Here is a 13,054-nt window from a genome sequence, read left to right on the forward strand (position 1 = left end):
AACACAGGAGGTTTCATCTTTTTTAGTTAAATACGAAAAAAGATGATTACTAAGATATACTCAGTAATCATTTTACTGTTTATATAGATAAAATTGAGGGTAGTGTATTAGTGCTATGTGCTATAGATTTTTGACACTACCAATTTATTGAAGAGGGATGTTTATGAAAATACATGAAGTAAAAGAAAAATGTTATCTGGAAACATTGGAAGAATCGATTACCAATGTGGAGATGGTTATTAACCATCTTGAAAAGCTCGCGTTAAGAGAAGGGGAGTTTGCGAGTCATATTTTAAGAAAAGATCGCATTATCTCCATATTACACCTTGAATTAGCATTAGCTTCTTACTGTGTCTTATTAAGGAAGATGAGAGAAAATCAGATGATTATCTATAATGATAAATTAAGAGCAGATATCAATTCGATTATTCATTCTAATCGCTTTGAATATTTTGGAAGCTATATTATTGTTCATTCACAAAAAGGAAAAGAGGAAGTAGATCTTCACTCGCTATTGCGTTATGGGAAATCTATTCTAAAAGAAAATGAAGCCTGATTTTGAAATCAAGGCTTTTCCATTGAATTTGTATAGAGATAATGTTATCATTTCATCAGTAAATGGAGGATTAAGGAAATGAAAAAAAGACCTATAGTTTTATGTATCTTAGATGGTTATGGACTTACTTCCCGTGTGGATGGTAATGCTGTAAAATTAGCAAATACACCAAATTTGGATGATTTGATGGCTATGTATCCAACAACTACAATTCAGGCATCTGGAAATGCTGTTGGTTTACCAGAAGGACAGATGGGAAACTCTGAAGTAGGACATATGAACATCGGAGCTGGTCGTGTTGTTTACCAGTCATTAACTCTTATTAATAAAGCTGTTGAAGATGGAGAATTCTTTGAAAACGAAGAATTCCTAGCAGCGATCAAACATGCAAAAGATCATGGATCTAAATTACATATCTGGGGATTATTATCAAGCGGTGGTGTTCACTCATTCAATGAACATATCTATGCTTTATTAACTCTTGCTAGAAGAGAAAGACTTGAAAAAGTTTATGTACATGCTTTCTTGGATGGTAGAGATGTTGCTCCAGATAGCGGACTTTCATTTGTAGAAGAATTAGATGCTAAAATGAAAGAAATCGGTGTTGGAGAAATCGCTTCAATCTCTGGACGTTACTATGCAATGGATAGAGATAAGAGATTCGACCGTGTTGATTTAGCTTATAAAGCAATCGCTGAACATGAAGGACCAAGCTTCACTGATCCAGTTCAGTTCGTAAAAGATTCTTATGCTAATGAAGTATATGATGAATTCGTTGTACCAGGATATAATAGCAACGTAGATGGTGCTGTAGAAAATGATGATGCAGTTATCTTCGCTAACTTCAGACCTGATAGAGCAATTCAGATGGCAACTGTTATTACTAATCCAGAATTCTATGCTGATAAGGGTTATGTACCAGCAGTGAAGAGAGAAAATATTTATTTCGTATCAATGATGAAATATGCTGATAGTGTAAAGGGTCATATCGCCTTCAAGCCACAGGTATTAACTAACGTTCTTGGTGATTACTTATCAGCTAAAGGTATGAAGCAGTTAAGAATTGCTGAAACTGAAAAATACGCACACGTAACATTCTTCATGGATGGTGGTGTCGATAAAGAAATCGAAGGTGCAAAAAGAGACCTTATTAATTCTCCAAAAGTTGCTACTTATGACTTACAGCCAGAAATGTCAGCTTATGAAGTTAAAGATAAGTTAATTGAAGAATTAGATTCAGGTGAATTTGATGTTGTTATTGTCAACTTCGCAAACTGCGACATGGTTGGACATACAGGAATCATCCCTGCTGCTATCTCAGCTGTTGAAACAGTTGATGAATGCGTTGGTGAAGTTTATGACAAAGTATTAGAATTAGGTGGAACAATGTTAATCACTGCTGACCATGGTAATGCTGAAACATTATTAGATGAAGAAGGTAACCCATTCACAGCTCATACAACTAACGTTGTACCTCTAATCGTAACTAACTCTCATATCGCATTAAAAGAAGGCGGTAAATTAGGAGATTTAGCACCAACAATCTTAACATTATTAGGATTAGAAGTTCCTGAAGAAATGACAGGTAACGTATTAATCGATAATGAACCAGATTGCTTCCAGTAATCTTAAAAGTGCAGCATTGCTGCACTTTTTGTTTTTCAAGAAATATGCTATGATGTAAACACGAGACTAAAGGGGGGAACACGATGAAAAAATCATTCATTTTAATAATCTGTTTCCTTCTTCTTTTAGGATGTACAAGCAGTGCAAAAAAAGAGAAGGTAACAGGAATAAAAGAAATACAATATAAGGCATTGAAAAAGAAGATGTCTCAAAATGTAGAATTCATGGTCTACATTGGAAGACCGGATTGTGGAGACTGCATGGCCTTTAAGCCTATATTAGAAGAATATCTTGCTAAAAATAAGAACGCAGGATTATATTATCTTAATACGAAAGCCTATCGTGATGCAGCCAAGAAAAAAGATGCCACAAAAGAAGAAAAAGATTTCTATGATAATCTCTATAAGACCTTTGAAATTGACTGGACACCAACATTAGAAGTCATTTCCAATGGCAAGATTGTAAAACAGTACAAGTATCTTGATGAAGCTTATTATGAAATAAAAGATCGTGCTAAACAGATTGAAAAACAGAAAGAGTTTGTAAAGAAATTTAAGACATTTATGGATGACTATTTTAAGGAGGATGCTTCATGAAATGTCCACACTGTCATAATGAAGTAAAAGATGAAGCACGCTATTGTCCACATTGTGGATATCATCTACATGAACAGAAACCATCTATACCAGTATATCGCTATGTGATCGGAGCAGTCGCAGTTGTTGTATTTATCTTTTACACATTGGCCATGACAATGTTAAATCAGTATTTTATCAAGCCTCAAATCAGCAACACTATTGGGACAACTGTTAAGGGAGAAGGTACTTTCTTAAAAAGCTATACGTCCCTTGATGAATTTAATAAAGCCTTCGATAATGCGGACAAGTTTATTTCACCAATTAAAGATTATAATCAATCATTAAGCAAGACCTACGGCCTTACTTTTACGACAAGCTATACTTTCCGTTATTATTCTAATGAGAATCTTAAAGTAAAGATTATTAATAAAGCTATCATCAATAAAGACGTCAGTCTTGAGATAGTAAGAGAATATGATCGTACAAAGACTTATGATGAAGAGATGCTTACATTATCAAAATCAGGATGTCTTCTTTTTGATGATCTTAAGATGAAAGACTTAAAGCCCTATATCTTAAAAATGACAACGAAAAAAACATATCAGAGTCTCCTGAATGCATTTGAAGAGAAACGTACATTGTTTGAAAATAAGGAAGGACTTGGTCATTACGGGGTAGGTGCCTATCTTGAAGGTGGATCTCTTGTCTACTATCCTGATGGACAATCATATCGAAGTGTACTTGAAATCTATAAAAACAAAAACTATCGTTTAGCGCGATAGTTTTTTTCAGGTGTCATATATATAGTTATATGATATAATGAAGTAAGACGTGTCTTACAATTAATATAGGATAATAATTTGGGGAATGTATAGATATGTTTGAATGAGATGTTTTTGGAAGGTGAATATTTAATGAGAAAGGATATGGTCAACACTGTCATTGAAAAAACACGACAGATAATTGAAAGCTTCTGGAACAAGGAAGTGGAACCCTTAGATGATTTTCTTTCTGATGAAGTTATCTATATAGGACCTTTCAGCGGTCAGTTTGTACACGGCAAGAAGGAAACACTGAATCTACTGAAAGGAACAAGGGATGAATTAACAAGCTGTGAATTACGTAATGAAGAGTTTTACCCGATTGTTAATGAGAATCATACATGTGTAGTATGTGGACGCTACATCAGTATGAGCAATAAGAATAATAAGGAATTGTTCTATCAGGGACAACGTGTAACTGTCATTTGGGTATTGACGAAGGATAAGGAACTTAAAATTACGCATATACACTTGTCATCAGGAAACAAATACTATAATGGAAACAAGGAATTCCCACAGGGTCTTAGCAAGCTTGCTTATAATTATCTACAAGATCAGATCTATGCAAATAAGAATAATGATCTGATTCATGTAAAGGATGATAAGAAACAGATTCGTCTGATCAGCTTAGGGGATATTGAATATGCGATGGCATTGGGACATGATACAGTCATCTATATGAACAATGAAAATATCCACGCTAAAATCACATGGAAGAATTTCTTGGAATTGCTTGATAATCGTTTTATTCAGGTACACCGCTCTTATGTTATACAAAAGAGCTGTGTAAAACTAATCGGCAAAAAGTTCTTAGAAATGCAGTCGGGTGATAAAATACCTGTTCCAGCTAAGAATATGAAGAGCGTTTTCTATACTTTGACACAAAAAGAGGAAAAAGGACAATAAACCTTTTCCTTTTTTCGTTATTGACTAAAAAACAATGATAAATTATAATTGCTAAAAAGAGTAGGAGATAAACTATGAGCTGGAAAGATAATCTTAAGAACGTAGAACCATATGTGGCTGGAGAACAGCCTAAAGATAAAAAATTAATTAAACTTAATACCAATGAGAATCCATATGATCCAGGTGAAAAAGTGAATGAAGCCATCAAGAGCTTCGATGCCTCTTCACTTTCTCTTTATCCTGATCCAGAAGCAACAGGCTTAAAGGAAGCGTTGGCTTTATATCATGGTGTCAATGCTAATCAGATCTTCTTAGGCAATGGCTCTGATGAAGTGTTAGCCTTGATCTTTTTAACATGCTTCAATGGTGAAAAGCCAATTCTATTCCCAGATATTACATATTCATTTTATCCAGTATATTGTCATCTGTTTGATATTCCTTATACACAGATTCCATTGGATGAACAGTTCCGCATTAACAAAGAAGACTACTATGTAGAAAACGGGGGCGTTATTTTCCCTAATCCTAATGCACCAACTGGAGCTCTTCTTTTTGTAGAAGATATCAGAGATATCCTTCTCCATAACAAAGATAGCGTTGTAGTGATTGATGAAGCCTACATTGACTTTGGGGGAGAAAGCAGCGTTAAGCTATTAGAGGAGTTTGACAATCTCCTTATCACACAGACCTTCTCTAAATTCCGTTCTTTAGCAGGAATCAGATTAGGAGTTGTGATCGGTAATGAATATTTGATTTCACGTCTTAATGATGTAAAGAATTCCTTTAACTCCTATCCACTAGATCGACTTGCTCAAGCCATCGGAAAAGCGAGCGTGATGGATAGTGATTATATTAAAGAGAACGCTAAAAAGATCATTGCGACAAGAGAGAGAGTTGCTGCTCGCTTAAAGGAACTTGGTTTCGTTATGCCAGAAAGTCGCTCTAACTTTATTTTTGTCAAGCATCCATCCTATGATGCCAACAAGCTCTTTAAAGAGCTAAGAGACCAGCATATTCTTGTTAGACATTTTAATGCGCCACGAATTGATCAGTATTTACGTATTTCAATTGGTACTGATGAACAGATGGATGAATTATTAAAAGCGATTGAGAACCTAGAGGTGTAAAAACACCTCTTTTTGCTTGTATAGGAAGATAATTTTTCGCATAATGTTAAAGCAATATTTTATAATTATGCTATAATGTACACGTATAGTGGTCAGGAGGAATAATTATGGAGGATTATGAAGTTGTATTAGTATCAGGAATGTCAGGCGCTGGCAAGACATTAGCAATGGCAGGTTTTGAAAACATGGGGTATTATTGCATGGATAATTATCCGGTAGCCCTATTAGAAGTATTTGGAGATCTATTGAAATCTTCAAGCTTTGAACCAGCAAAGATTGCGATGGCAGTACGCCTTCACGATGCATTGGATGCGATTCGTATTCTTTCTAATGTCGATCATATAGCTCTAAGTGTCATTGTTTTAGATTGTGATGATGAAACACTCTTGAAGCGCTATAAACAGACAAGACGCTCTCATCCGATGATGATTGCCAATATGGCATCAACTTTAACAGAAGCTATTCAGCTTGAAAGACGTCAGTTTGAACGTATGAAATCACAGGCTCATAAGGTCATTGATACGACATTATTAAAGCCAAAGGCTCTTCAGGATATTCTAGAATCATCATTCTTTGAAGAACAGCGAGATGTCTTTAGAGTCAGCTTTGTTTCATTTGGCTACAAGTATGGTGTACCAAAAGATGCCGATTTAATTCTAGATGTACGTTTTCTTCCTAATCCGTTCTATGTGGAAGAACTTCGTCCAAAGACTGGTAATGATGTAGACGTCTACAACTATGTCATGGAAAAAGAAAGTACAAAGGAATTTGTAAAGAGAACAACAGAATATTATGATTATCTTCTATCGGAATATGAAAAAGAAGGTAAGATGCAAGTAATTGTAGGAATCGGATGCACTGGCGGACAGCACCGCAGTGTTACACTTACAAATTATTTTGCCAACTATTATAGTCAGTATTATCAGGTGTATAAATATCACCGCGATGCTGACCATTAAGGAGTGAACACAGCATGCTTTCTTTTGCGAGAAAGGTAAAAGAAGAAATTGTATTTAATGATTTTGATGTCGATTGTTCAAAAGCTTTGCTTTGTGCCTTGATCAAGGTTACAGGAACATTGCACTTAGGCAATGGCATGTCTTTAACAATACGTACAGAAAATGCCAAGATTGCCTCTAAGGCACATAAGCTTATCAAGGAAATCTATCATCCACAATTGGAATTTAGAGTTTCTAAGAAGATGAAACTTAACAAGAACAACGTCTATATCTTAAGAGTCTCTAAGGCACGTGTGATTCTTGATGATCTTCATCTTATGGATGGACTAGGTTTTCCTATTGTCCCATCACAAGAAATTCTTCATTCATCAGATACTAAAAGAGCCTATCTTGCAGGAGTCTTTCTAGCAAGTGGGTCAGTAAACAATCCGGATACATCAAATTATCATCTTGAAATGAATGTCAATGATCAGCAGCATGCTGATTTTATTGCCAAACTCATGAATGAATATGAACTGAATGCCAAAGTCATTCAGCGTCGTAAAAAATATGTAATCTATCTTAAATCAGCAGAGAAGATTGGTGACTTTCTTCGTGCCATTGGGGCAAGCTCTTCAGTCATGGAATTTGAAATGACAAGAATTGATCGATCAATGGCCAATACTGTCAACAGATGGAATAACTGCGATATTGCTAATGAGATGAAAGTCATGTCAGCAGCAGAAAAGCAGATTGAAGATATCGCTTATGTCATTGATAAGGCAGGAATAGAAATACTAGATGAAAAGACTGCCATCGTTGCTAATATTCGTCTAGAAAATCCGGAACTGTCTTTAAATGAATTGGCAGATGTCTACTTTGAAAAAACAGGAAAGACTATTTCTAAGTCTGGGCTACATCATCGATTCAGAAAGATCAAGGATGAAGCTAATAAACTCAAGCATATGGAGGAGTGATTTTTTGACAACAATCGAAAAGCGATTTGGTATGCGTATTCGTGAACTGCGCATGCTGCAGGAAATTTCTCAAGAGGAGCTGGCGTGGAGATGTCAGCTTTCTAAAAATTATGTCTCTGATGTAGAAAGAGGACGTAGAAATGTCTCATTAAAAGCTATTGAAAAATTTGCAAAAGGTCTCGATGTTAAACTGGAAGACCTTTTTCGATAAAAGGAGATTCTATGGATATACTTGTTATATTGTTAATCGTATTAATTGTCTTGCTGCTATTATCATCAGTGATTTCATTTATTATTTATTTATGGCCATTGCTTTTGATTGCAGCTATCGTCTACGCAATTGTGAATGCTTTTAAAAAGCCACATGAAGAAGAAGTAGAGATACATGAAGAAAATCCAGATATCATCGATGTAGACTACACAGTCGTCGATGAAGAAGAAAAAAAGGAGCAATAAGATGATCTGTTCACATTGTGGAGCTGAAAACCGCGATGATGCCTTATTCTGCAGTCAGTGCGGTCAGCCAATTTCAAGAGCAGTCTGTCCTAACTGTCATCGTGAAGTATCAAAAGATGCATCATTTTGTCAGTATTGTGGATATGCATTAAAACAAGATAACGGTGCAGTGTGCCCGAAGTGCCAGCATGTCAATAACCCAGGAGTTGGCTATTGTGTGCAGTGCGGTACAAAATTAAATCAGTCTGCTACTGAATATAGAATGGAATATATAGAAAAAAACGTAGAAGCAGTGGATTCAAAGATTCACTGGAGCAAAGTGCTAAGAATTTTTCTTGTCTTTGTTCTTGTAACAGTTTTCTGCTACATAATTCTAAAATCAACTCATGGCGTACAGGTCACTGACATGCCAAAGAACGCTATGGTGGTAAAATAAGAGAGGTTAATATGTTAGTAAGAGAGATACTTGAAGCAACAAAAGGAACCCTTCTTTCAGGTCGTGAGGACGATATAATCGAAGGGTTTACACAAGATTCAAGACAAGCAAAAGAAGGAATGATGTACATTCCTTTAAAAGGAGAAAATCATGATGGACATGATTTTATCGCTTCTGCCTTCGACAATGGCGCTAGCGCCATTATTACCGAAAAAGAAGTGAACTATCCTGACAAGAATGTCATTCTTGTCAAAGATACATTAAAAGCTCTAGGAGATATGGCTCGCTATGTGCGTATTCATTCTCATGCGATTGTTGTGGGGATTACGGGCAGTGTTGGTAAGACAAGCACTAAGGATATGATCTACAGTGTTGTAAGTGAACATTTCAAGTGCTTGAAGACGCTTGGAAATTATAACAACCATATCGGTTTACCGTTGACTATTCTTCGCTATAAGGATGAAGAAGCAATGGTGATCGAAATGGGAATGAACCATCTTGGAGAAATTGATTATCTGACAAATATTGCCTTGCCTGATGTGGCAGCTATTACCAATGTCGGGACAGCGCACATCGGTGAAGTGGGATCTAGAGAAAATATTCTTAAGGCCAAGATGGAAATTACTCATGGTCTAAAGAAAGATGGTGTTCTAGTCATCAACCATGACAACGATATGCTTTCTACTGTAAAAGAAGATGGCTTCACATTAAAAGGTATCGGTATTGATGATCAAGCAGATCTTATGGCACAAGATGTCATCTTAAATGAAGATTCTTCTTCATTTAAGATTGAAGTAGAAAATAAGCTTTACGATGTTCATGTACCAGTTGCTGGAAAACACTTTGTCTACAATGCGTTAGTGGCCATTCAGGTAGGATTGTCGCTAGGTGAAAGCATTGAAGAATGTATTCATGGTGTAGAACATTTTGAATTAACGAAGAAGAGAGCTGATCTTATTGAAGTAAAGAATGGCATGAAAGTCTTTGATGGGACATACAATGCCAACTTGGATTCAATGATTGCTTCTATTGATGTCCTTTCTGCCTACAAGGAAAGAAAGGTTGCGATTTTAGGTGATATGCTTGAACTTGGTGAGTATGAAGAAGAACTTCATAGAGAAGTTGGAAAGCATCTTGTCGAAAAGAATATTGATTTAACACTTGCGGTAGGAGAAGCTTCGGAGTATATTATCGATGAAGTCAAGAAAGCTGGACGTAATGGCTATCATTTTAAAAACAAAGAAGAAATGATTAAGGCTATGCATGAATTACTTAATGAAAATGATGTTATTCTAGTAAAAGCGTCCAATGGTATGGGTTTAAAAGAAGTCGTAGATGATTTAAAAGGAGAATAATTTATGAAATTACTTTTAGTCTGTGGTGGACAATCAACAGAACATAGTGTATCGAGAATGTCATGTACTAATATTAGAAAGAAGATTGATGATACACGCTACGAGGTAACTGTATTAGGTATCGATCAGGAAGGTACTTGGTATCATCTTGATGATGAAGTTAAAGATTATGCAAGTGATAATTGGCTTAATAATGCAAAGGAAGTAAAAGAAATCTTCGATTTCTTACGTTCTTTTGATGTTATTTTCCCTGTTCTTCACGGAATGTATGGAGAAGATGGAACTATCCAGGGATTATTTGAAATGGCTGGTGTGCCATATGTGGGATGCAGAGTCAATGATTCTGCCAATGCGATGGATAAGGTTATCACTAAGAAGTTAATCGATGCAGCAGGTATTAAACAGGTTCCTTCTCTTTATGTCAAGAAACGTTTTGATGATGAATTTGTCATTGTTAATGATGATACAACTGAAGAAAAAGATATCGTCAAGAAAGTTATGGATACATTTGGTGTCCCATGCTTTATCAAGGCTAGCCGTTCAGGTTCTTCAGTGGGATGCTATAAGGTCAACAAGGAAGAAGATATTCTTCCTAAGCTAAAAGAAGCTGGACAGTATGACCGTAAGATTCTTATTGAAAAGAGCATCAATGCGACTGAATTGGAATGTGCAGTATTAGGTAATGATGATATTATTTCATCACGTGTAGGTCAGATTCTTCCACATGGGGAATTCTATACATTTGAATCTAAGTATGAAGATGAAGAATCAGCGACTTGCATTCCAGCAAGAGTGGATCAGTCCATCCAGGATACTATCAGAAAAGAAGCAGTACGTGCATTTAAGGCTATCGATGGTCATGGATTAGCACGTTGTGACTTCTTCTTAGATAAAGATACAGGAGATCTTTACCTTAATGAGTTAAATACATTGCCAGGATTTACAAATATTTCAATGTATCCTCAGCTAATGGAAGATTTCGGTATTTCACAGGAAGAACTCATCAACCGTCTTATCGCGCTCGCATTAGAAAGATAATAGAAAAAGACGCTAAAGTATTGGCTTTAGCGTCTTTTTTCTTTTTCATTTTAAAATAATATCTCTTCCTCTTTTTAAATGTAAGCGTTATAATAAAAAAGGACGAAAAAGTAATGTTTAGGTCATTTTTTGTTTATTCCAAAATATGGGTGCTTTAATTATCTTGAAATATAAAAATATGTTTATTTTTTGTTGACATCATAAGATGTTGAGTGTAACATGTTAAGCAAGTTAATAATAAAATACGTTGATGGGAACTAGTAGAGATGAAGACAGGCAGAGAGAGGCTCTGGGTGGTGTAAAGAGCTGCTGTTGACATTTTGAACTCATCCCTGAGTGGAGCACTGAATCAAGTAGGTGGCTACGGTAATTGCGACCGTTATCACGCTAGAGTATGAACTTAAACATTTAAGCGTACTTAATGAGGTTGATGTTGTGAAGCATCAATGAACTGAGGTGGAACCACGGAGTATACGCGCTCTCGTCCTCTTTACTAGCAATAGTAGGGACGGGAGTTTTTTTATAACGTTAGGAGGAGAAATGAAGATGATGAATTACAAGAAGTATAAGAGGTTTGAGACAATTAGTTTGCCAGATCGTACTTGGCCAAACAAGCATATCGAACATGCCCCAACATGGTGTTCAGTAGATTTACGTGATGGTAACCAAGCTCTTGTTACTCCAATGAAGATTGAAGAGAAAGTAGAGATGTTCCAGACGTTAGTTGATCTTGGCTTTAAGGAAATTGAAGTAGGTTTCCCTAGTGCAAGTCAGATTGAATATGATTTCATCAGAGTCTTAATTGATGAAAACATGATTCCTGATGATGTAACTATTCAGGTATTAACACAGTGTCGTGAACATTTGATCAGAAGAACTTTCGAATGTCTTCAGGGTCTTGATCGTGCTATTGTACATATTTACAATTCCACAAGTATTCTTCAAAGAGATGTGGTCTTTAATAAAAATAAAGAACAAATTAAGCAGATTGCTATTGATGGATGTCAGCTTGTTAAAGATCTTTCTTCTGAATTCGATGGAGAAGTCATCCTAGAATATTCTCCTGAATCATTTACTGGAACAGAAATGGATTATGCGGTTGAAGTCTGTGATGCAGTTATGGATACTTGGGGAGCAAGCAAGGATAAGAAAGTCATCATTAATCTTCCTGCTACTGTAGAAATGGATACACCAAATGTCTATGCTGATCAGATTGAATATGTATCACGTAAGTTTAAAGATCGTGATCGTGTTATCTTATCATTACATCCACATAATGATAGAGGGACTGGTGTAGCTGCTACTGAATTAGCGTTGCTTGCTGGTGCTGATCGAGTTGAAGGAACATTATTTGGTAACGGTGAACGTACTGGTAATGTGGATCTTGTTACTGTGGCATTGAATATGTATGTACATGGTATCGATCCTGAATTGGACTTCTCTCATATCAATGATGTAAAAGCCATGTATGAACGTTGTACTAAGATGAAAGTTGGTCCTCGTCAGCCATATGCTGGACAGTTGGTATTTACAGCTTTCTCTGGTTCACATCAGGATGCCATTAACAAAGGTATGCATAAATATCATGAACGTGGTGAAGGTATCTGGGAAGTACCTTATCTTCCAATTGATGCAGCTGACTTAAATAGACAGTATGAACCAATCGTCAGAATCAACTCTCAGTCAGGTAAAGGTGGCGTTGCCTTTGTTATGGATACAGTCTTCGGATATCATCTTCCAAAACAGATGCAGGGTGATTTTGCTAAGGTTGTACAGTCAATCTCAGAAGCTGAAGGAGAAGTTTCTCCAGAAAGAATTTTTGATACATTTACTAAAGAATATATTGATAATGAATCTCCATTCAAATTTATTCATCAGAAACAGACTGATGAATCAGAAGATAAATCACATGAACATGAACGTAAGGTTGAATTAACAATTAGCGATCATGGTGAAGTGAAGACAATTGTAGGGTATGGAAATGGTCCAATTGATGCAGTAAAAGATGCCTTTAACTCAAATGGTTATCCATATATGCACTTATTGGATTACAGTGAACATGCCTTAACTTCAGGGTCTTCTTCAAAGGCAGCATCTTATGTACAGTTGCGTGCTAAAGGAACATCAATCACTGAATTTGGTGTAGGTGTTCATGCTGATATTACGACAGCGACAATGAAGGCTATCATTTCTGCAATGAACAGAATTCATCGTCGTTTGAATAAGCAGTAGGAGGAAAA

At 36.0% G+C, this 13,054-nt stretch carries 14 protein-coding genes and 1 other annotated feature; all 14 genes read left to right on the forward strand.

All coding sequences use genetic code 11. From position 1 onward, the window contains the following. The first annotated feature begins 163 nt into the window (after window positions 1-163). Window positions 164-556 (forward strand): hypothetical protein, encoded by a 393-nt coding sequence (locus J6L95_RS00590; protein ID WP_029070170.1) that lies wholly within the window; start codon window positions 164-166, stop codon window positions 554-556. Between the two features lie 78 nt (window positions 557-634). Then, window positions 635-2,182 (forward strand): 2,3-bisphosphoglycerate-independent phosphoglycerate mutase, encoded by a 1,548-nt coding sequence (gene gpmI, locus J6L95_RS00595; RefSeq protein ID WP_029072358.1) that lies wholly within the window; start codon window positions 635-637, stop codon window positions 2,180-2,182. 83 nt (window positions 2,183-2,265) lie between these two features. Next, window positions 2,266-2,778 (forward strand): thioredoxin family protein, encoded by a 513-nt coding sequence (locus J6L95_RS00600; protein WP_287457718.1) that lies wholly within the window; start codon window positions 2,266-2,268, stop codon window positions 2,776-2,778. Continuing rightward, complete coding sequence (locus J6L95_RS00605; RefSeq protein WP_287457719.1) at window positions 2,775-3,542, forward strand: zinc ribbon domain-containing protein; 768 nt, start codon at window positions 2,775-2,777, stop codon at window positions 3,540-3,542. The genes J6L95_RS00600 and J6L95_RS00605 overlap by 4 nt, the downstream gene beginning before the upstream one ends. 132 nt (window positions 3,543-3,674) lie before the next feature. Next, the gene (locus J6L95_RS00610) at window positions 3,675-4,487 is read left to right on the forward strand and encodes a LytTR family transcriptional regulator DNA-binding domain-containing protein (protein ID WP_287457720.1); all 813 of its coding nucleotides are present in this window, start codon (window positions 3,675-3,677) and stop codon (window positions 4,485-4,487) included. 74 nt (window positions 4,488-4,561) lie between these two features. Further along, a complete protein-coding gene (gene hisC, locus J6L95_RS00615; RefSeq protein WP_287457721.1) occupies window positions 4,562-5,614 on the forward strand; it encodes a histidinol-phosphate transaminase in 1,053 nt (350 codons plus the stop codon). 107 nt (window positions 5,615-5,721) lie between these two features. Further along, a complete protein-coding gene (rapZ, locus tag J6L95_RS00620) occupies window positions 5,722-6,573 on the forward strand; it encodes an RNase adapter RapZ (RefSeq protein WP_029070176.1) in 852 nt (283 codons plus the stop codon). 14 nt (window positions 6,574-6,587) lie between these two features. After that, a complete protein-coding gene (gene whiA, locus J6L95_RS00625) occupies window positions 6,588-7,529 on the forward strand; it encodes a DNA-binding protein WhiA (RefSeq protein ID WP_029070177.1) in 942 nt (313 codons plus the stop codon). A gap of 4 nt (window positions 7,530-7,533) precedes the next feature. Then, window positions 7,534-7,740 (forward strand): helix-turn-helix domain-containing protein, encoded by a 207-nt coding sequence (locus J6L95_RS00630; RefSeq protein ID WP_029070178.1) that lies wholly within the window; start codon window positions 7,534-7,536, stop codon window positions 7,738-7,740. Window positions 7,741-7,751: 11 nt separating this feature from the next. Continuing rightward, complete coding sequence (locus tag J6L95_RS00635) at window positions 7,752-7,985, forward strand: hypothetical protein (protein WP_031589396.1); 234 nt, start codon at window positions 7,752-7,754, stop codon at window positions 7,983-7,985. Between the two features lies 1 nt (window position 7,986). After that, window positions 7,987-8,421, forward strand: coding sequence for a zinc ribbon domain-containing protein (locus J6L95_RS00640; RefSeq protein ID WP_287457723.1), 435 nt, complete (start codon window positions 7,987-7,989; stop codon window positions 8,419-8,421). 11 nt (window positions 8,422-8,432) lie between these two features. Further along, a complete protein-coding gene (locus J6L95_RS00645) occupies window positions 8,433-9,776 on the forward strand; it encodes a UDP-N-acetylmuramoyl-tripeptide--D-alanyl-D-alanine ligase (protein ID WP_074688426.1) in 1,344 nt (447 codons plus the stop codon). A 3-nt stretch (window positions 9,777-9,779) separates the two neighbouring features. Further along, window positions 9,780-10,814, forward strand: coding sequence for a D-alanine--D-alanine ligase family protein (locus tag J6L95_RS00650; protein ID WP_031589401.1), 1,035 nt, complete (start codon window positions 9,780-9,782; stop codon window positions 10,812-10,814). Window positions 10,815-11,052: 238 nt separating this feature from the next. Then, window positions 11,053-11,306 (forward strand) — a binding site (T-box leader). Window positions 11,307-11,360: 54 nt separating this feature from the next. Then, the gene (gene leuA, locus J6L95_RS00655) at window positions 11,361-13,046 is read left to right on the forward strand and encodes a 2-isopropylmalate synthase (protein ID WP_287457815.1); all 1,686 of its coding nucleotides are present in this window, start codon (window positions 11,361-11,363) and stop codon (window positions 13,044-13,046) included. Window positions 13,047-13,054 lie beyond the last annotated feature (8 nt).

The sequence above is a fragment of the Kandleria sp. genome (genome assembly GCF_017934775.1).
GTDB lineage: Bacteria > Bacillota_I > Bacilli_A > Erysipelotrichales > Coprobacillaceae > Kandleria > Kandleria vitulina.